This is a genomic window from Shewanella sp. OMA3-2 (genome assembly GCF_021513195.1).
Classification (GTDB): domain Bacteria; phylum Pseudomonadota; class Gammaproteobacteria; order Enterobacterales; family Shewanellaceae; genus Shewanella.
On record NZ_CP090974.1, the window covers coordinates 2,468,681 to 2,489,575 of the forward strand.

The window sequence follows — 20,895 nt, forward strand, 5'->3', positions numbered from 1 at the left end:
GAGAGCTTACATGGACGAACCTCAAAATATTATGAAAGAATTACTCAGTCAAAGAAGTGATTTTATTCTTCTTGGATTAACTGGCCGAACAGGAAGTGGCTGTACAACAACGGCGAATATTCTCTCGAGTAAATCGCCAGAGTTTCCAGAAATTAAAGACCTTAGTAATGATGATGCTCAATTTTTTAAAGGGATGGATGCTCATCGTTATGAAATCGTTAAAAAATATGCTAATGAAAAATTCCCTCAGTTTTACGCTATAAAAGTTAGTGACTTTATCTCTGCTAGCTTCATGCGGACTCCAGAAGATGATTGTATAAACTTTTTTATGAAGATTTTAGGTGTTGAAAAAGACAAGGCAGATACATTTTTTAAAGAATTTGATCTTTCATCATGGACTTCAAATTTGAAAAGATATAATGAAGTTATAGGTTACATTTTTGATCAAGAACTGAATAATATCCCAAGTGTTGATGAGGCTGAGTTTCGTGCTTTACTGTTAAAGTACAGTACATTTTCTAAAAAATTCAAGGAGCTGATTGATAAGCACTTCGGAGTAGGTTCATATGTAAAGCTCTATCAAGCAGCAGGTAATTCAATCAGAAGGACTGGTGAAATATCTATTGGGTTTGAGAGCAAGGCATTCAAGATTAAATTTCTTCATTACCTACCAGAAATAATAAATAGAGTGGTAAAAGTTCTTCGACGGTCACAAAAAAAGACAAATAAATCTACGTGCATCGTCATTGATGCTATCAGAAATCAATATGAAGCAAAGTATTTTCAAGATCGATATGCTTCATTTTATTTAGTTTCAGTGAATGCGCCAAATGAAGACCGTACTAATTATTTAAGAAAAATACATAAATTTACTGATGATGAAATTAAAAGTATAGATAGCAAAGAGTCTGGTGATCTAGGAAAAGGACCCGTGTCAAAGTGTGGTGAATGTGGCTCTAAAGCTAAAACAGCTACAAATGAAGTAGAAAAACTATTTACTCAAAACGTCAAAGCATGTTTAGAGATATCCGATATTCATCTATTCAATCCAAGAAAAGAACCTCAAAATAATAATATTTTAAGGGCGCAATTGGCTTGGTATATCAGTTTAATGCAGCATCCTGGCATTGTTACTCCGACATCTACAGAGCGAGTAATGCAAATTGCTTATTCGGCAAAATTAAATTCAGGTTGTATCTCTAGACAAGTAGGTGCAGCAGTTACAGATTCTGACTTTTCAATAAAATCTATAGGTTGGAATGATGTTGCTGATGGCCAAGTACCTTGCAATTTGAGGTCTTTAAATGGCTTAAAGTCTAACTTTAACCCTACTATTTATAGTAAATATGAAAGAACCGATGAAACGTTTAGAACTATTGCGTTACAAAAGCATAGTGATTTTGAGAAAAGCCTGGCTAAAAGTGGTAATGCATTAAAAGGTTACAATTTATCATATTGTTTTAAAAGTATTCAAAATGAAGTTGAAGGTGAGAAGAATCAGGTTCATACACGATCACTGCATGCGGAAGAAAATGCATTTTTACAATTAGCAAAAAATGGCAGCATGGGCATTAAAGGCGGTAAATTATTTACAACAGCAAGTTCATGCTATTTTGCAGCAGAATAAGATAAACTTACCCGTAGTGATAATGAAAAACTGGTACTTTTAGGACAATAACATGGCGATTAAATCAGTAGAAGGTGACTTACTACTGCAACAAGATGTTGATGCCATTGTTAATACAGTTAACTGTGTTGGCGTAATGGGAAAAGGTATTGCGCTGCAGTTTAAGAAAAAGTGGCCCGCAAATTTCAAGGCTTATGCAACCGCTTGTAAGGCGGGTGAAGTCAAATTAGGACAAATGTTTACCTTTGAGCTAGGCGCGATGGCGTTACCTAGATTTATCATTAATTTCCCTACAAAAGGTCACTGGCGCAGTGCTTCACGACTTCAGGATGTAGAAAGCGGGCTTAAGGATTTGGCTAAACAGATCAAACTACACGATATTCGTTCAATTGCTATTCCGCCATTAGGCTGTGGTAATGGTGGCCTTGATTGGGCTGAGGTTAAACCGCTGGTTATTCAATATTTATCGACGATAGAGTCACTTGATGTTCGTATATTTGAACCCACAGATCTAATCAAAGCAACATCTTTAGTGACTAATAGCTCAAGGCCAAAAATGACACCCGGGCAGGGCAGCCATACTTGCACTGCTAGAAACCTATAAAAGTGTTGATTATGGTTTATCCAAAATTGAAGTGCAAAAGCTCGCCTATTTTCTTCAAGTTGCTGGACAAGATTTAAAACTCAATTTTGTTAAACATCACTATGGTCCTTATGCAGATTCATTAAGGCATGCGCTAGAACGTATGGACGGCCACTATATTCAAGGTGTTGGAGATGGTGTTGTTGAGGCTGAAATAGCGCCTGTAGATGAAGCCTTAATTGAAGCTAAGCTGTTTTTAGGCAAAGCAGATTCGACGATAAATTCACAAATTCAAAGTGTGGCTGATTTAATTGAAGGCTATCAATCACCTTATGGAGTGGAGTTATTGTCCACAGTGCATTGGGTTGCTAAAAATGAAGGCGCAAATACGCAAGAGCAAGCTTTCGAATTAATTCAACATTGGAATGACCGTAAGAAACAGTTGATGACAATGCAACATGTCGAATCTGCGTGGGTACGATTAAAGCAACAATCTTGGATTTAATAACTGTATATTTACGTGCTGAGGCTGAATGACAAATGTGGTTCAGTTCAGTTCAGTAGCAGTAGTTGATCATATGAGGTTCCTGATATTAAATTATGCTGATACAAGTTTCTAAGTCTAAGTCATTTAAAAGTATCTTTGTCTTTGAAATTCTTAATTCTAAGACTTTTTGACTTTAAATGTATTTTTCTCAAACATACTGCCTTTAAATGTTCAGTTTACTGATAGGTAGTTAAACTATAAACAGACACTGGCTAAAAACAGCAATTTAGCCAAAACTCATTTGGCATGAGAAACCACAAAAGGCGGCAAGTTAGTTAGATTACACAAATACTCTATTTAACATAATATACATTGTACGCAGTTGTGTTTATATGTGACTGATGCATACATTCGGCATTATGTTCCATATTCGCTTGTCTAGTATGCTAATTTATTTATGCATATAGAGGTCAAAGCTGTATTTAATATCGTACTGAGATTGCATGCTTTTACTTTTTACGGTCAATGCCTGCCAATTATTTAATCTCAGCAAGATGATTTAATGGTTTGTTGAATGCACTTTGATGAAGCTCTGTTTGCGTGGTGTGTAAATACTGTGATGTGGTATCGATACTTTCATGGCCTGCATCAGCTTGTACATGTGATAACGGTCGACGGTTAATATTGATGTCGTGTGTTATTCCGGTGTGGCGAATATTGTGCGCGCTAAGTTTTCGCATAAGTTGGCTGTCATGTTCAAAGCCATCTTTGGCTGCATTGTCTGCAGCTAAGTTAATCAGCTTATCTATTTCATCACGGATTTGCCGAATACCAAGATTGGCGTTAATGACACCAGATTCACGTCCATGGGCTGCGGCTTTGTGACGGACAAATATAGGATGTTGATCGTTGATGTTGGGTAAATCACTGAGACGCAAATAACGTCGATAATCAACTAGTCCAGCCAGCAAAGCTTTAGAAATAGCGACATTACGTGCTTTGCCACTTTTAGAATATGGCACGTGAAAATACCAAACACCTGAATGTGGGTTTTGTCTGAATTGACTCATAATGGGCGCGTAACCTGCGCGCGCACTGATTTCAGAGATACGTAAGTAGCAGCTATATAATAGCGTGATTAAAAATAAGCTGCGTTGATGTTGTTCAGGTTGCTGCTGTGCTAATTGCTCGACAGTGCTGACAACATAGGACCATTGCAGCTCGGTAAAAGCATGATGATTGTTGTCTTCATCTAACGTAAATTTACGTTTAACCGCAAACCGGCTGTGCTTAAGCCATAACTGTGCAGGATTACGCTCTGTGTATTCTTCGCTAATTAAATAACCATAAAATGATGATAATATTGCTATTTTAGTCTTCAGCGCATTGTCACTTAATTGATATGGTAAACATTTACCAAGTTGCTTTTTACCGATAAATGGCCGCCATTGCACATTGGGTATTCGTTCGCCACTGGCTTTGTCCAGTTTAAACTGGGCGACATTAAAATAACCTATCAAGTGTTGTGGCGGCGATTGGCAATAGTCGATGAATTTAGCAATGTCTTTGCGTGTGACAGCAATTGGTGATAATGACACAACATCAAAACACCAATGTAAATATGTGGTTAGCTCGCTGCGATAGGCTTTATAGTTGTTTTCTGACTGTTTTTGTTCAAATAACCAATCAGCACAGTGTTCTATTACTAAACCTGCATCGGTAACTTTATCGATTGAAATACGAGTAATGTGATTATTTATAAATGCATTACCTTGCAATACATATTCTGCTGCATCAAAAAGAGGCAAAACTGGAGGGAGTTGATCTGTTGTCATTGCGATTGGCATATAATTCAGACTATTGATTATATGGGTATTATAGCTGTTTTATGCTTAATGCCGATAACGTTATTTATCGGCACCAATATATGAGGTTAATTGGTACAATGATATACAGATTGTGTATGGCGAATGCTTTTGTCATATATTGTTTGCTGAGTTGACCTCTGTTGGCTAGATAAATTACACGCTTGCTGACATTGTGCTTTTTGACAACCGATGCGGTTTTGACAACTTAACAGGCATAATTGCCATAAGGTTTGTTTACTTTCCCTGGTCTAAGCACTGTAAATCTGCTGCACATAAGTGCCCTGCTTTTATCAGTTGTGCCACTTTGCTACTCTCAATAGCGACATTGACTTTGGCCATATAGCCTCCTTGTACACTTCAATATACCTATATTACATTGTTGAGAATGATTATCAATTAGATTGTGAGCTGCGAGAAATTAATAGTCACTAAATCAGCCATCTGCCGTTTATTAGCTCTCTCCCCTATTGTTACATCGTTTACTTACAGTGAAGTACGCGTGTTTAAAGTGACCAAAAATCACTTATCAGTTCCCCTCTACGATTTGTGCTTTCAGAGTGACTACAATAATGCTGGGTTAATGCACCAATCTCCTATCTTGTCGGTTAAGCATCATTAAAGGTTATTTTCGAATAACCAGAAAAATACCTCTCCATCCACTGTTTAACGTTTTACTGTCCAGGGTTATCTGCCAAAAAATCATAAATCAGTGTGCGCGGTTGATTGTTATAATCGAATGTGACGAATGCACGCCATACCATATAATTGCTACTGCAGGATCCAAATATAAGTGTGCCATTGGCTTCATTATCTTCCACAGAAGACAATGAAACCGGTATTACCCCCATAAACATATCCCGCCCTTCTATTCGCATTGAAATATTAGTGATTGCTTGTGATGATGTGAGCGTAATATTAAGCGGTTTTTCACTTGGTGTATGAACTGGATTTATCATCAATTTGACCGTTAAGTCAGCAACTTTTTTATGACATTCCCCCGCTGAAAACTGACATAATGTTGGATCGGTTGGAAGTGTAGTTTTTTCGGTTGTTTTTGGATTATCACAGGCCACTAAAAACGTTGAAGAAATTACTAAAATAGTTATTTTGATTATTTTATGCACTAGGATTAACCTTTACCGTTCAATTGATAACATTATTTTGGAGTGCTTGATCTAGATCAACTTTGATGCATGTTGTGAAGTATCTTTTTTGACTCAGCTCAAGTATCATTACACCGCCTCGTGTTAGAGACAACAAAAACGAGGTAACACCTTGAGAAATAGTTGTAAAAATAACCTTTCGGGTTCATTTTATAACCATTTGTCAACTTAACAGGTAAAGCTCGCTTTACTAAATATTAAAAGTCTAAGTAATAAGCCGTGGAAGCATTATGATGAACCATTCCCAGTCTACAGGCGCTGATTACAATTACACTATTGTCCGCCAATTTGCCTTAACCACAGTGTTGTGGGGTATTTTTGGTATGTCAGTGGGTGTATTGATTGCTGCTCAGTTAATCTGGCCGCAACTGAACTTCGACACGCCTTGGTTAACGTATAGTCGTTTACGACCACTACACACCAATGCCGTAATTTTCGCGTTCGGTACTTCAGCTCTTTTCGCTACATCCTACTATGTTGTACAACGTACCTGTCAAACCCGTTTATTTGCGCCTAAATTAGCCGCATTTACTTTTTGGGGTTGGCAACTTGTTATTATAGCCGCTGCTATATCTCTACCATTGGGGATGACCCAAGGTAAAGAGTATGCGGAATTAGAATGGCCGATAGACATTGCTATTGCTGTGATTTGGATAAGCTATGCAATTGTTTTCTTCGGTACTATTGCTAAACGAACCACATCCCATATTTACGTGGCGAACTGGTTCTTTGGTGGTTTTATTCTGACAGTTGCTGTATTGCACATTGTGAATTCAATGGTTGTACCTGTGAGTTTGACTAAGTCATACCCTATTTATTCTGGTGCTGTAGATGCAATGGTTCAGTGGTGGTATGGTCATAATGCAGTGGGCTTCTTACTGACAGCAGGCTTCTTAGGAATGATGTACTATTTCGTGCCTAAGCAAGCAGGTCGTCCTGTTTATTCATACCGCTTATCTATCGTGCACTTTTGGTCTTTGATTGCACTATATATATGGGCTGGCCCTCATCATTTGCATTACACCGCTTTACCTGACTGGACTCAGTCTTTAGGTATGGTGATGTCGTTAATTTTGTTTGCACCATCTTGGGGCGGAATGATTAACGGTATTATGACGTTATCAGGCGCATGGCATAAACTGCGTACTGACCCAGTGCTTCGTTTCCTTGTTGTGTCATTGTCTTTCTATGGTATGTCTACCTTCGAAGGTCCAATGATGGCAATTAAAACCGTCAATGCTTTATCTCATTATACCGATTGGACTGTTGGCCATGTTCATTCTGGTGCCTTGGGTTGGGTTGCTATGGTTTCTATTGGTTCTTTGTATCATTTAATCCCTGTGTTATTTAACCAAGGCCGCATGTACAGCACTAATTTAGTGAACGTGCATTTCTGGTTAGCAACTATTGGTACTGTGCTATATATCGTGTCTATGTGGATTTCTGGTGTGATGCAAGGTTTGATGTGGCGTGCAGTTAACTCTGACGGTACATTGACCTATAGCTTTGTTGAAAGCTTAGAAGCATCTTATCCTTTCTACTTTGTTCGCTTTATTGGTGGTGTATTCTTCTTAACAGGTATGTTTATCATGGCATACAACGTGATACGCACTGTTAAAGCACCTAAAGATTCATTGCCAGCACTCGCTGAAGCAAAAGCATAAGGAGCAGATACGATGAAATTTAGTCATGAGTTAATTGAAAAAAATGTCGGTTTGCTCGGTATATTCACAGTTATCGCCATTAGTTTTGGTGGTTTAGTGCAAATTACCCCGCTTATCTTTCAAAAAGATACCACTGAGCCAGTAGAAGGATTAATTCCTTATACGGCTTTGCAGATTGAAGGTCGCGATATCTACGTACGTGAAGGTTGTTATAACTGTCACAGCCAAATGATCCGTCCTTTACGTGCTGAAACCGAACGTTACGGTCACTATTCTGTTGCTGGTGAGTCTGTTTGGGATCACCCTTTTCAATGGGGTTCTAAACGTACAGGACCTGATCTTGCACGTGTTGGTGGTCGCTATAGTGACAAATGGCATGAAGTGCATTTAATTGATCCTCGTGCTGTCGTGCCTCAATCCAATATGCCTGGTTTTCCTTGGCTTATGGACAATATCTTAGACGGTAAGTTGACCCAGAAAAAAATGGAGATTTTAAGTAATTTCCATCCAGACGATCATCTTTATACCGATGAAGAACTGGCCGGTGCTCAAAAAGCAGTTGAAGGCAAAACAGAAATGGATGCACTAATCGCATACTTACAATCTTTGGGTCATGCACTCAAGTAGGAGGTAATGATGGATTACGGCACTTTTCAAGGTATTTTAACCATTATTGTAATGGTGACTTTTGTAGGTATTTTTTTCTGGGCATACAGTAAGCACAGCAAGTCAAAATTTGATGAAGCGGCAAACTTAGTATTCGCAGATGATGAAAAAACTACAAGGTCGCAAGACTCAGGAGAGCAGAAGTAATGATTATGAGTAACTTCTGGAGTATTTGGATTACCGTACTCACACTAATCGTGATTGCTGGTTGTTTTTTCATCCTTCGTAAAATGTCGCAAAATAATACTGGCATTGAAGAAGGTGAATCAATGGGCCATAGTTTCGATGGTATTGAAGAACTAAATAACCCGCTGCCTAAGTGGTGGTCTTATATGTACTACATTACCATTGTATTCAGCCTTATTTACTTAGCAATGTACCCAGGTCTTGGTAACTACAAAGGCTTATTTGGCTGGACGAGTTCTAACCAAAGCATTGGTACTGATCAAGGTATAAAAATTGATTCTGCCGCAGCGTTAGAAGCTGCAAAAGCTGAAAACCGCTTGTCTCAGTATGACCGCGAAGTGGCACATGCTGACGACAAATATGGTCCGATCTTTGATGCTTATTTAGCAACACCTTTGGAAGAGCTAGTAAAAAATAAAGAAGCACTGAAAGTGGGTGGTCGATTATTTTTACAAAACTGTGCGCAATGCCATGGTTCTGATGCACGTGGTTCAAAGGGCTTCCCTAACCTCACGGATAAAGACTGGTTATATGGCGGTGAATTAACCGACATTAAGACGACATTGATGAATGGCCGTAACGGCATGATGCCTCCTAAAGGTGGTTTACCCATTGAAGAAAGCGAGTTTAAAGGCTTAGCTGAATATGTGGTTAAATTGTCTGGTGGTGAACATGATGCAGCACTTGCAGCACAAGGCCAAGGTTCATTTATGAAGGGCTGTTTTGCTTGCCATGGCATGGATGCTACCGGTAATAAATTCATGGGTGCACCAAATTTAACTGATGATATTTGGTTATATGGTAGTAGCCGCGGTTCAATTATTGAAACGATACAATACGGCCGTGCGGGTGTAATGCCAGCATGGAAAGATATATTAGGTGAAGAGAAAGTTCACGTAATTGCAGCATACGTATATAGTTTATCAAACAAATAGTTACATAACCGTAATAGTAAAGGCCTCGTGTTAAACGAGGCCTTTTTTTTAAGTGATAATTAAGCTGTTAACCTGTAAAATAACGCGATAGAAATAAGACAACCTTAGGAATCCCCATGTCAGATATTCAACCCTGGTATAAACAATTTTGGCCTTGGTTTTTAATCATACTGCCACTATGTGCGGTTGTTGCCAGTATTAACTTATTGCTTATTGCTTTAGATACTTCTGACTCATTAGTGGCAGAAGAGTATTACAAAGAAGGTAAAGCCATTAACCAGGATTTACGTAAGATAAATCATGCTAAAAAAATTGGCATGCAATACTTGGCCAAAATTGATGGCAGTATGATTGAGATCACTCAACATGGTGGCCCCGCCTATACAGCGGCTTTAAATATCAATTTTTATCACAGAACACTTAAAGCACTAGACATTGATTTAAAAGTCACTGCCGATGGTTCAGGTATTTATCGTATCCCCTTGGATGAATCGATTAGAGGTCCTTGGGAAATTCGTATTGAAGGTTTTGATGCCGAATGGCGCATTCAACAACGTATAGATATTACCGATAATGTTGAGTATTGGCTAAATTAACCTGGGCTGTGCCTAATGACATCATGTTTTCATTGTAATGAACCCGTTTTAACCGCTGATAAATTTACCACAATCATCGACGGGCAAGCACAATTGATGTGTTGCCCTGGTTGTCAGGCCGTTTCTCAAGCGATTATCGATGCAGGATTAATTAACTATTATCGCTTTAGAAGCGAGCCTGGTAATAAGCAAAGTGCACTGATCCCCGATGGATTAAATCAGTTTAGTGCTTATGATTTACCTGAAGTACAGCAAGATTTAGTACACCAACAAGGTACGCTTAAAAGCTTGTCTTTATCTATTGATGGTATAACGTGCGCCGCGTGTGCCTGGTTAATTGAGCATAAAGTTAAAACTTTATCAGGTGTTGCCAGCATTAATGTTAACTCAACGACTCAACGTGCCATTGTCGCTTGGCATTCTGATGATGTAGCGTTAAGTCAAATATTAAAACAAATCAGTGATATTGGTTATCAAGCCGCGCCTTATCAAGTAGATGACCAAGAAAAACTCAGTAAAGCTGAAAGCAGAAAGTTTTTACTGCGTTTAGGTTTAGCGGGTTTTGCTACCATGCAGGTCATGATGTTTGCCCTCGCCTTATATTCAGGCTATTTTTCCGCTTTAGACATAGAACTTAGAGACTATTTCAGATGGGTAAGCATGATATTCGCCGCACCAGTAGTGTTTTATTCTGCGCAACCTTTTTATTTTAGCGCTATTCGCAGCCTACTTTTAGGTAAGTTGAATATGGACTTATCTGTGTCGATTGCCATTGCAGGTGCTTATATAGCGAGTTGTATTGCAACGGTTAATGGCAATGGCGAAGTCTATTTTGAATCTGTTTCTATGTTTACTTTCTTTTTGTTATTGGGGCGCTACTTCGAGCAGCAAGCAAAACAAAAAGCCTCTGTGAGTTCAAGTAACTTACATAAGCTGGTTCCTGTTACTGCACATATTATGCAAGACGGACAAGCCATAGAAGTTGCCGCTAAAAGGCTAAAAATAGGTGATATTATTTTAGTTCGCCCTGGTGATATAGTTGCAGCAGATGGCATAGTTATCAAAGGTTTATCAAGTCTTAATGAATCTATGCTCACTGGTGAGCAAATGCCAGTGCTGAAGCAAACTAATCAAGCAGTTTATGCAGGAACAATTAATGTCGACCAACCACTTGAAGTAGAAGTCACCGCTTTAGGCCAAGATCAATTAGTTGCTGAAATTATCCGCTTACAAGAATTTGCTTCAAATAATAAGCCCAATATAGCTTTATTAGCCGATAGATTAGCCCGTTATTTCTCTGCCACTATTTTAACTATTGCTACCCTCACCTATTTTATTTGGCTACAAATTTCCCCTGAAGATGCATTTTGGGTCACTCTATCAGTTTTAGTTGCTACCTGCCCATGTGCCCTTGCACTAGCCACTCCAACAGCGGTGACGTGCGCCACAGCCATTTTCACTAAATTAGGTATTATTACTCGAAAGTCAGGCGTGTTTGAAAAGCTGCCTAACATCAATCATGTGGTATTTGACAAAACAGGCACATTGACATGCGGTAAGTTGTCATTGGGCACAGTACAATTATTTGCAGATATTGATCAAAGCACCGCTTTATCTTTAGCCGCTAATTTAGAGCAAGGTTCATTGCACCCTATTGCGCAGGTGTTTATTCCTTACCATGATCTCAATCAAGCCATCGATGATGTACGTCATGAAGTGAGCCAAGGGGTTCAAGGGTATTTTAAAGGTAAAATCATTAAGCTAGGGTCACTAGCTTTTTGTTTGCAGCAATCTGAACGTCTGTCTAAACATAAAAATATTGAGCATCAACATGTTTATTTAAGCATTGCTAATGTGTTGGTCGCTTCATTTGAATTGATTGATGACATTAGACCTGACAGTCAAACAGTGATCCAAACTTTAAGAAATCAATCAATAGGCGTCAGTATGGCGACAGGTGACAGTTCTGGTCATGCTAACTTCTTAGCCCAACGGCTTAATATTACTGATGTGCACTCAGGCTTAAGTCCACAATCAAAGCTAGACCTGATAAACCAGTTACAGCAAACCAAACAAGTTGCCATGTTTGGTGATGGTGTAAACGATGCACCTGTGCTAGCGGGTGCGAATATTTCGGTCGCTATGGGGAGCGGCAGTGCTATAGCTAAAAACAGTGCCGATCTTATTTTACTTGGTGATCATCTTTCGCGCTTCAATGATGCGATTACAGTATCCAAATATGCTAATAGAATTATTAAACAAAACTTAGCTTGGGCTTTTGGATATAATGTGATTATTTTACCGCTAGCGGTAACCGGACATGTCGTGCCTTACATAGCTGCCATTGGCATGTCGGTAAGTTCTATCATTGTTGTCAGTAACAGTTTACGACTGCTAAGGCTTAAATTATGAGTATTATTTACGTATTAATTCCAATCGCGATGTTATTTGTATTAATCGCAGTCATTGTATTTTTCTGGGCTGTTAAAAGTGAGCAATTCGATGACTTGGACAGACAAAGCGTGTCGATTCTATTTGACGATGATAGCCAACAACAGGCTAAATCATTATCGAGCTCAGGTGATGCAAAGTGTACCAGCAGTGATAAAAAGTCTGAGACACCTTTGTGATTGAATTTAACTTTGTCGGTGCTTTTCTAGTCGGCTTGATGGGCGCAGCACATTGTTTTGGCATGTGTGGTGGCTTGATAGGCGCATTTTCCGCTAACCTTCCTAATCGTGCAGGGAATCAGCTTGCGCATCAATTAAGTTTTTTACTCAGTTATAATCTTGGTCGCATAACAAGCTACACCCTTGCAGGATGTATCGTTGGCGGTAGCACTGCGGCACTTGGGGCTATGTTTGCTGTAGATGACTATCTTTTATATTTACGTTTTTTTGCCGGCATTATGATGATCATCACCGGTTTATACATTGCTCAAATTTGGTTTGGGATTGTTTATATTGAAAGAATAGGTAAAGGTTTATGGAAACTAATACAACCTTTAACGAAACGTATTTTACCGATTCAACACCCTAGTCAAGCCATTCTTGCCGGTATGGTGTGGGGCTGGTTACCTTGTGGCTTGGTTTACAGTACGCTTACTTGGTCTGTCGCTTCAGGTAGCGCACTTCAAGGTGGGCTAATTATGCTATCCTTTGGCTTAGGTACCCTACCGGCATTGTTAATGGCAGGACTCGCGGCAAAAAAATTAGCCACTTGGGTACAGAAAAAGTCGGTCAGAATAATAAGTGGCTTATTACTGATTAGTTTTGGTTTACAGACTATCTATGTGGCTATTTATCAACTTTAGTTTACCATGATAATACTGATATGATTTAGGAACAATTATGCCAAGTGAGCAACACAAAGTTAGCCGTCCAAATACGGGCGGGAATGCGATTCATTGCCATGACTGTAGCATGTCGACACTTTGTATTCCTTTCACATTGAATGATGCTGAACTTGATAAACTTGATAATATTATCGAGCGAAAAAAACCGGTTCAAAAAGGCGATCAAATATTTAAATCCGGTGACAGCCTACGTTCGTTATACGCTATTCGCTCTGGCACAGTTAAAAGCTATACTATTACCGAACAAGGTGATGAGCAAATAACCGGGTTTCATCTAGCGGGTGACGTCATTGGTTTTGATGGCATCCACTCGCTAATTCATCAAAGCTTTGCTCAAGCATTAGAAACATCTATGGTATGCGAAATCCCCTACGATACTTTAGATGAATTGTCTGGAAGTATGCCAAGATTACGTCAACAAATTATGCGTTTAATGAGCAGTGAAATCATGGGCGATCAAGAGATGATTTTACTGTTATCAAAGAAAAATGCTGAGGAACGCTTGGCGGCCTTTATTAATAATTTAGGCAATCGTTTTGGTAGTCGAGGCTTCTCACCTAAAGAGTTTAGACTCACCATGACGCGTGGCGATATTGGTAATTATCTTGGTTTAACTGTTGAAACCATAAGCCGTTTATTAGGCCGTTTCCAAAAATCAGGTCTTATTGAAGTTAATGGTAAATACATTTCAATCGTTGATCATCAAGCATTAGGGGTATTGGCCGGACATGCGCGAATAGCCACTTAATGGTGATTATTTGATCTAGTTCAAGTTATATTAATAAGTAATAGGTGATACTAATATATATATCACTAGCTTACTAAATTAAAAGGCTTTGGAGGTTATATGAAGGAATATAAAAAAATACTGGTTATTATTAACCCTACAACAGACCATCAAGCAGCCCTCGACAGAGCCATTGAGCTGGCATCAAAAAGCCAAGCTCAAATCACAGCTTTCTTATCTATTTTTGATTTCTCCTATGAAATGACTTCGATACTCTCCGCCCAAGAAAGAGAAGCCATGCGACAAGGTGTTATTGATCAACGTACCGCTTGGTTAAACGAGCTAATTTTACGAACAAACAATCCAGACATCATGATTAATAGCCAGGTTGTTTGGCATAACCGCCCTTTTGAATCAGTGATTAATTATGCCATTGCTGGGGATTTCGATTTAATCGTAAAAAGCACCCACGCACACGACAAACTAAAGGCGGTTATTTTCACCCCTACAGATTGGCATCTTATGCGTAAAGCCCCGCAACCGGTATTAATGGTAAAGGAACACGCTTGGCCAGTTTCTGGAAAAATTTTATGTGCTATAAATGTTGCATCAGAAGATGAAGATCAACAAAATTTAAACGGTAAGATTATCCGTTATGCACAAGACTTAGCGGTTAAATTTTCAGCCAATGTACATCTGGTTAATGGCTATCCTGGTACACCCATTAATCTGGCTATTGAATTACCTGACTTTGATGTTAATGCTTATAATGACAATGTCAGAGTTCAGCATGAAGAACGAGTTCGCTATATTGCGCAGGAATATAATATTCCATTTGAAAATTGCCATGTAGAAGAAGGATTACCTGAGGATGTCATTCCAGAACTTGCCGAAAAACTCGACGCTGAATTAGTTATTTTAGGTACAGTAGGTCGTACTGGTTTTTCAGCAGCCTTAATCGGTAATACAGCTGAGCATGTTATTGATAGCTTGAATTGTGATTTACTAGCACTCAAACCCGATGGTTATAAGTCACCTTTAGCTGAATAACTCGGGCTATCTTTGAGTTCTACTTTACCCAGTAACATATTACTGGAATAATACGCGCCCTGAAACACACAGTTACTGGGCGCATTTTTATGTCTGAAGTAGAAAAACTCGATCAAGTTAAACAAAATATCACCCGCATGACCAAACTGGAAAAACGCTTACGCAGCGAAGTTGGTAGCGCAATTGCCGACTACAACATGATTGAAGAAGGTGATTTAGTCATGTGCTGCCTATCTGGCGGTAAAGACAGTTATGCTATGCTTGATATCTTAATTAAGCTTCAGAAACGTGCACCAATTTCATTTAACATTGTTGCCGTCAATCTAGACCAAAAACAACCAGGTTATCCTGAGCATGTATTACCTGCTTATTTGGATAAGCTAGGCATTGCCTACCATATTCTAGAAAAAGACACCTACTCTATCGTTAAAGATAAAATCCCTGAAGGTAAAACTACCTGCTCATTATGTTCTAGATTACGTCGTGGTACCTTGTATGGTTTTGCCCAGCGTATTGGCGCGACTAAAATTGCATTGGGGCATCATAGAGATGACATCATAGAAACATTATTTTTAAATATGTTTTATGGCGGTAGAATGAAGTCTATGCCGCCTAAGTTACTTTCAGATGACGGTGCTAATATGGTTATTAGACCCTTAGCGTATAGCCGCGAAAAAGATATTGCTGAATATGCGAGTTTGAAAGAGTTTCCTATTATTCCGTGTAATTTATGTGGTTCACAGGAAAACTTAAAGCGCGGTGCAATAAAAGACATGCTCAGTCTTTGGGACAAACAGTATCCTGGTAGAATTGAAACTATCTTTACTGCGATGCAAAATACTGCCCCTTCACAGGGTGTTGATCGCGAACAATTTGATTTTTTAAGCTTAGAACGTGATGCCAACGCACCATTAAAAGGTGATGTCGCTGAGTCTGATTTACCTGCATTTGATTTTTTAGATATTAGTAACAATGGCCATATTGATCTTGATGCAGCACAGCGCATTAATATTGTAACGACATTTAAACCGTAAAGAATATTCGCTGAATAAACAGCCCTGTGATTACAGGGCTTTTTTCTGCTATATGTTGCATACAGTTATAATTGGCAATATTTCATTGAAAACGTCAATCAATTCGGCACCTAACATAATAGATAAGTCATTTTGATATTAATTAACCCAAGGGCTAACTACGTTTGGTTTCTCTGAAAAGGTTAAATGTATCAAAGAAGCAATTTTTTCACTGTTTAAAGTGAAGTGTTTAGTAATCTGCTGGGTTTCACCGTTCAACGTCATAGTGATAGGTTTATCATCAGCAAACTCAAATGTTAAACCAGAAAGGGGTTTTCTAAAATACTTCATTGGAAAGCCTTGTAAAGAATCAAGTAGACCATTCATGTCATTTAACACTAATAACAATTCATTATCGCGATATTCGCTAAGTGCTTCACGCGCTCTGACCTGCATTGCGATACCACACTGACTCGAATCCCCCTGTACTTCAATATTAATGAGGCCGCGGTTTGACTTTAAATCCTCATTGTATGGAATATATATGCGTTGTGCTGGAGTATAGGTTAGCGGAAAAGATTGTGATTCGGTGGTAATATTTCCCGAAATGATTTTGCAATCATCTGATTGTGGGACACTAAATGCTAATTCGACACTCGGATAACTGCCTTTATTCACCCGTTTAAGCGGATTATAAAAGCTATTATATTCTAACGAAACAGTGTCAGACATCACATTAAAGGCACTAAATGAATATAATGTGAGCCCCAAAAAAACTAACTTACGCAATAACATATTAACAATCCCGTTTGAACAATAATCATCTATCAAATATGGCATAAAACACATGTTTATAGCGTGTATTGCCGTAATGTATAATACAATAAAAGCGCGATTATTCTATCACAATCAACCGGTAAATTTCTCATGGAAAGAGACAAGTAATTATATGTTAAATCAACGTTTATCAAGCTATAACAAAGTTGTTGCCATCGGCGGTGGCCATGGATTAGGACGCGTACTGGCTTCGTTATCTTTTTTAGGCAATCGTCTGACTGGCATTGTTGCCACCACAGATAATGGGGGGTCTACTGGACGTTTAAGGCAAGATCAACAAACTATTGCGTGGGGTGACTTACGCAACTGTTTGTCTCATTTAACCCCTCGTCCGTCATTAAGTGCCTGTCTTTTTGATCATCGTTTTACAGGCTCTAATGAGTTAAGTGGTCATAACTTGGGAAATGTTATTTTGCATGCCCTTGACCAACTTTGTGTCAGACCATTAGATGCAGTTAATTTAGTCCGTACCATACTTAAAATAAATACTTCTATTATTCCTATGTCCGAAGCATCGACTCATTTAACGGCGTTAACTTATTCTGGCACTAAGGTATTTGGCGAGCTTAATGTAGATGAAATGATAGAGGCACCTGTTGCATTAAGTTTAGAACCGCAAGTTGAGGCAACCATTGAAGCATGCTTAGCGATTGAAACGGCCGATTTGATTATTCTTGGGCCTGGTAGTTTTTTGACCAGCATTCTACCTCCTTTATTGCTACCTAAAGTGGCTGAGTGTATTAGAGCATCACAAGCCAAAGTGATATTTATTGATAATTTAACTAATGAATATTCGGTAGCAAATCAATTTAGTATTGAAGAGAAAATTCGCTGGGTTAATCAAATTATTGGAAAGAATATCATCAGCGATGTGATCCAGCATTGTGATATAAAATCGCGGGATTTGACCTTGAAAACCTGTTCACGCAATAAGGTTAACTATCATCAATTTAGTTTAGTCAGTTCACATCATAAAGGGTTACACGACAAAATTGCCTTAGGTGATGCTATATGCAATGTCAGTAGATTTAAAGCATTAAAAAGGACTGCTTAGCAGTCCTTTGTTTATTGCAATGTCAGCGATGACAAGGTGTTATAAAACCTGTGCAATGGCTTTACACACGCCAGGTATATTGTCTTTGGTGAGCCCCGCAACGCTAATTCGACCGGAACCAACAATATAAATAGCAAATTCTTCACGAAGGCGATTAACTTGATCTTTACTTAAACCTGAGAAACTAAACATGCCATTTTGACGTGAAATAAAGCTAAAATCCTGCGTGACCCCTTCTGCCTTTAGACTTTCAACAAATAAGAGACGCATTTCACCAATACGCTGTCTCATTGCGGTTAATTCACCTTCCCATTCTTGACGTAAATCTGCATCAGCTAAAATAGTACTGACAATTAAGCCACCGTGTGCTGGCGGGTTTGAATAGCTTGCACGAATAGTTCTTTTGATTTGACTAAAGCTACGCACTGCGGTTTCTTGGTCTTGTGCAACTAATGTAACGGCACCAATACGCTCATTATATAAACCAAAGTTTTTAGAAAATGAGTTAGCCACTAATAGCTCAGGCACAACAGCTGCAACGGCACGTAATCCTCGCGCATCTTCCTCAATACCAGTACCAAAACCTTGGTATGCAAAATCAAATAAAGGCAGTAATTCTTTTTCAAGACAAAGCTGTGCAATGACTTTCCACTGCTCAATGTTTAAATCAATGCCTGTCGGATTATGGCAACAACCGTGTAATAATACGATGTCGCCTTGGGCTGCTTCAGATAAATCAGCAACCATTGCATCAAAATCCATATCATGGGTTTGAGCAACATAATATTGATATTGTTTAACAGTTAACCTGGCTGTTTCAAAAATATTTTGATGATTTGCCCAAGTTGGATTACTGATCCAAATAGTCTTAGATGTGGTATTAGTCGATAAAAATTCAGCGGCTACACGAAGCGCCCCTGTTCCACCCGGAGCTTGTGCAGTAACTACGCGGTTATCTGCTACAAGTGAGTTTTGCTCTCCAAATAGCAATGCTTGGACTGCTTTGTTATAGGCTTGTACACCTTCAATTCCGAGATAATTTTTACTTTTCTCTACTTCTAGCAGCTTGGCTTCTGCTTTTTTAACAGATGTGAGTACTGGAGTTTGACCTGATTCATCTTTATAAATACCTGCACCTAAATTAACCTTATGAGCACGAGGATCTGCTTTAAAAGCATCAGTTAAACCTAAAATGGGATCAGCAGGAGCTTGAGATACTTGAGAGAAAATCATTACAACATTCCTAAAATAGTGACGTACATGATTGAGTACTGATTCGAGTACTGGATGGTTTGATATTTATACCACTGCTATTGAGTTCTGAGTAGTGAGAATTTTGAATGTTGGGATAAAAAAGACACTTAAATGCGAATGCGGCAAAATATTGTTTAATTATTACTGAATATAAAATTAATCTCGTAAGTCAATTATATAATTGAATGAAAGTGGTGTTTAAAAGTCGCCTACATGAGTCGTAATTTGTTTTTTATATTTGCATAAAAAAAGCCTCATCTTTGGATGAGGCTTTTTTTAATTTGGCGGAGCGGACGGGACTCGAACCCGCGACCCCCGGCGTGACAGGCCGGTATTCTAACCAACTGAACTACCGCTCCAAATTCTTTTAAATCTATGCAGCGAATAATAAAGTTGTCTCTTTATGTCGTCAACAAATTTTTAATCAATTAAATCTGTTTAGCTAAAAAATAACCAATTATTTTTTGTCATCAGATAATGTCAAATCAATATCATCTAGATCTAAATCCAAATCCAAACCTAGACTATCATCATCTTTCTTTTTACCCGAGCTCTGCTCTTGTTGCTGTAATCTAATTTCTGCAGCAGCTAACGCTTTTGATAAAGCGTGTTTCTTACGCCAAACGATAAAGCCTATGATCCCAAGAATAAATAACACACCATTTATTACAGCAATAAAAAAAATAGCATCCTCTCTGGCCTTTTGTTCTTCAGCCCTAGCGATAACAGCGGCTTTTTCGGCTAACTCTTCAGCACTTGGCGGTGGCGGTGGCGGCTCAACCAAATTAAAAAACATTTCAGGAATATTGAGCAGAATTTCTCGACCACGAATTGTCGTACTCGCGACAGTCCCTTTTACACGATAACTACCAAACGCTGAAACAGTTGGTAGAGGTAACATATACTCTGGCGTTGGTACTCCCATTAATACCACAGGTACTTGCAGGCCAGCAGGACCGACAAGCTCAAATTGAATATGGGTTTGAGACAATAAGATTTCCGCTTCATTGACCGATATCGCTAAATACCAAGTGCCCGTAAGCGGATCTTCTGGGGCGACCATTTTTACCTTTATTGGCTGTCTTGACAGTAAAAAAGGCATACTAAATTCACGTTCAAATATATTATTTCTGGCGGTAACACTTAATGTATAATGCCCAGAGGGTTGCTCTAAATTTGTACTGCCAGTAAAAATTCCATCATCAGGTCGCTCGTCTAAATCTTCGCCATTATCTTTATATGCGCCGACTATTATAGTCCCTGTCGCAAAATTATCATCAGTAGCTAAATGTTGGCTAGTGAACTTTGACGTCCACTCAATCATGAACTCTAACCCTGGCATCCGCATAGTTAAATCATCAGCGGTTAATCGAGCAAGCACTTTTAATCGCTCACCTTGATATAAAGGTTGTGGTAATGGTTCAACATCAATATTGATTTTGGATACTTTTTCAATCTTCGAACCAGGTAAAACATCGCCAAGTAACTGCCATGGGCCTGGAGTTGGATTGGCTATAGATATAATATCTCCGGTAATACCATCAACCCACTTTACCGACTCTGGGTGTCTAGATGAGTACCATTTACTGCCATCAGGCTGCACAATAACCACTGGCGAAGATCCATAGTTACGTTGAACAATTAACGTCACCTGCTCCACTTTATGATCAATTCTGAACCTGTTTTTCAGTTCCATCGCATAGGGCGCAGGTACATAATTGCTAATAGTCGTTGTATTAGCGACCACCGCATAGCTACCTGTTGACATAGCCCAACAAAGGCCTGCAAGTATGGTTAACGTGTAAACACCCATTGATTTCATTAAGTGAA

Annotated in this window: 20 protein-coding genes and 1 tRNA gene; 15 read left to right on the forward strand and 6 right to left on the reverse strand. The window is 38.8% G+C overall.

The genetic code is table 11. The features are described from left to right. Nucleotides 1-10: 10 nt before the first annotated feature. Genes L0B17_RS10995 through L0B17_RS11005 form a run of 3 tightly spaced genes read left to right on the forward strand, consistent with a single transcriptional unit; the run spans nt 11 to nt 2,715 of the window. Nucleotides 11-1,627, forward strand: coding sequence for a deoxycytidylate deaminase (locus tag L0B17_RS10995; protein ID WP_235084799.1), 1,617 nt, complete (start codon nt 11-13; stop codon nt 1,625-1,627). 52 nt (nt 1,628-1,679) lie between these two features. Next, nucleotides 1,680-2,231 (forward strand): type II toxin-antitoxin system antitoxin DNA ADP-ribosyl glycohydrolase DarG, encoded by a 552-nt coding sequence (gene darG, locus L0B17_RS11000; RefSeq protein WP_235084801.1) that lies wholly within the window; start codon nt 1,680-1,682, stop codon nt 2,229-2,231. A gap of 31 nt (nt 2,232-2,262) precedes the next feature. Continuing rightward, complete coding sequence (locus tag L0B17_RS11005; protein ID WP_235084803.1) at nt 2,263-2,715, forward strand: hypothetical protein; 453 nt, start codon at nt 2,263-2,265, stop codon at nt 2,713-2,715. A gap of 518 nt (nt 2,716-3,233) precedes the next feature. On the opposite strand, the gene L0B17_RS11010 is transcribed toward L0B17_RS11005, so the two are convergent. Beyond that, complete coding sequence (locus L0B17_RS11010) at nt 3,234-4,532, reverse strand: tyrosine-type recombinase/integrase (RefSeq protein WP_235084806.1); 1,299 nt, start codon at nt 4,530-4,532, stop codon at nt 3,234-3,236. Between the two features lie 704 nt (nt 4,533-5,236). Next, complete coding sequence (locus L0B17_RS11020; protein ID WP_235084808.1) at nt 5,237-5,689, reverse strand: hypothetical protein; 453 nt, start codon at nt 5,687-5,689, stop codon at nt 5,237-5,239. A gap of 269 nt (nt 5,690-5,958) precedes the next feature. Between L0B17_RS11020 and ccoN the strand changes: the two genes are divergently transcribed. From ccoN to ttcA, 11 genes are all read left to right on the forward strand, one after another. Then, nucleotides 5,959-7,392 carry a cytochrome-c oxidase, cbb3-type subunit I gene (ccoN, locus tag L0B17_RS11025; RefSeq protein ID WP_235084809.1) on the forward strand — a complete coding sequence of 478 codons (1,434 nt, stop codon included), beginning with the start codon at nt 5,959-5,961 and terminating at the stop codon, nt 7,390-7,392. 12 nt (nt 7,393-7,404) lie between these two features. Then, entirely contained in the window at nt 7,405-8,019 is a 615-nt protein-coding gene (ccoO, locus tag L0B17_RS11030) for a cytochrome-c oxidase, cbb3-type subunit II (RefSeq protein WP_235084811.1), read from the forward strand. 9 nt (nt 8,020-8,028) lie between these two features. Then, complete coding sequence (locus L0B17_RS11035) at nt 8,029-8,205, forward strand: cbb3-type cytochrome oxidase subunit 3 (RefSeq protein WP_235089761.1); 177 nt, start codon at nt 8,029-8,031, stop codon at nt 8,203-8,205. A gap of 5 nt (nt 8,206-8,210) precedes the next feature. Then, nucleotides 8,211-9,179, forward strand: a complete 969-nt coding sequence (gene ccoP / locus L0B17_RS11040; RefSeq protein WP_235084812.1) for a cytochrome-c oxidase, cbb3-type subunit III — start codon at nt 8,211-8,213, stop codon at nt 9,177-9,179. A 116-nt stretch (nt 9,180-9,295) separates the two neighbouring features. Then, nucleotides 9,296-9,775: a FixH family protein gene (locus tag L0B17_RS11045; RefSeq protein ID WP_235084814.1), complete on the forward strand. Its 480-nt coding sequence runs from the start codon at nt 9,296-9,298 to the stop codon at nt 9,773-9,775. 15 nt (nt 9,776-9,790) lie between these two features. Continuing rightward, nucleotides 9,791-12,187: a heavy metal translocating P-type ATPase gene (locus L0B17_RS11050; RefSeq protein ID WP_235084815.1), complete on the forward strand. Its 2,397-nt coding sequence runs from the start codon at nt 9,791-9,793 to the stop codon at nt 12,185-12,187. Further along, on the forward strand, nt 12,184-12,405 hold the full coding sequence (gene ccoS / locus L0B17_RS11055) for a cbb3-type cytochrome oxidase assembly protein CcoS (RefSeq protein WP_235084817.1): 222 nt from the start codon (nt 12,184-12,186) through the stop codon (nt 12,403-12,405). Before L0B17_RS11050 ends, ccoS begins: the two co-directional genes overlap by 4 nt. Further along, nucleotides 12,402-13,088 carry a sulfite exporter TauE/SafE family protein gene (locus L0B17_RS11060; protein WP_235084819.1) on the forward strand — a complete coding sequence of 229 codons (687 nt, stop codon included), beginning with the start codon at nt 12,402-12,404 and terminating at the stop codon, nt 13,086-13,088. Before ccoS ends, L0B17_RS11060 begins: the two co-directional genes overlap by 4 nt. 37 nt (nt 13,089-13,125) lie before the next feature. Then, nucleotides 13,126-13,878 (forward strand): electron transport transcriptional regulator EtrA, encoded by a 753-nt coding sequence (gene etrA / locus L0B17_RS11065; protein WP_235084820.1) that lies wholly within the window; start codon nt 13,126-13,128, stop codon nt 13,876-13,878. Between the two features lie 99 nt (nt 13,879-13,977). Next, nucleotides 13,978-14,907 carry a universal stress protein UspE gene (gene uspE, locus L0B17_RS11070; protein ID WP_235084821.1) on the forward strand — a complete coding sequence of 310 codons (930 nt, stop codon included), beginning with the start codon at nt 13,978-13,980 and terminating at the stop codon, nt 14,905-14,907. 89 nt (nt 14,908-14,996) lie between these two features. Then, nucleotides 14,997-15,941 (forward strand): tRNA 2-thiocytidine(32) synthetase TtcA, encoded by a 945-nt coding sequence (gene ttcA / locus L0B17_RS11075; protein ID WP_235084822.1) that lies wholly within the window; start codon nt 14,997-14,999, stop codon nt 15,939-15,941. A gap of 138 nt (nt 15,942-16,079) precedes the next feature. Here ttcA and L0B17_RS11080 read toward each other — a convergent pair whose 3' ends face one another. Next, nucleotides 16,080-16,715 carry a DUF2987 domain-containing protein gene (locus L0B17_RS11080; protein WP_235084824.1) on the reverse strand — a complete coding sequence of 212 codons (636 nt, stop codon included), beginning with the start codon at nt 16,713-16,715 and terminating at the stop codon, nt 16,080-16,082. A 154-nt stretch (nt 16,716-16,869) separates the two neighbouring features. Between L0B17_RS11080 and yvcK the strand changes: the two genes are divergently transcribed. Next, the gene (gene yvcK, locus L0B17_RS11085; protein ID WP_235084825.1) at nt 16,870-17,811 is read left to right on the forward strand and encodes a uridine diphosphate-N-acetylglucosamine-binding protein YvcK; all 942 of its coding nucleotides are present in this window, start codon (nt 16,870-16,872) and stop codon (nt 17,809-17,811) included. A gap of 39 nt (nt 17,812-17,850) precedes the next feature. On the opposite strand, the gene L0B17_RS11090 is transcribed toward yvcK, so the two are convergent. The 3 genes from L0B17_RS11090 to L0B17_RS11100 form a co-directional block, all read right to left on the reverse strand. Then, a complete protein-coding gene (locus tag L0B17_RS11090; RefSeq protein ID WP_235084827.1) occupies nt 17,851-19,044 on the reverse strand; it encodes an amino acid aminotransferase in 1,194 nt (397 codons plus the stop codon). A 303-nt stretch (nt 19,045-19,347) separates the two neighbouring features. Further along, nucleotides 19,348-19,424 (reverse strand) — tRNA-Asp (locus L0B17_RS11095). 98 nt (nt 19,425-19,522) lie between these two features. Beyond that, a complete protein-coding gene (locus tag L0B17_RS11100) occupies nt 19,523-20,887 on the reverse strand; it encodes a TIGR03503 family protein (protein ID WP_235084828.1) in 1,365 nt (454 codons plus the stop codon). Nucleotides 20,888-20,895 lie beyond the last annotated feature (8 nt).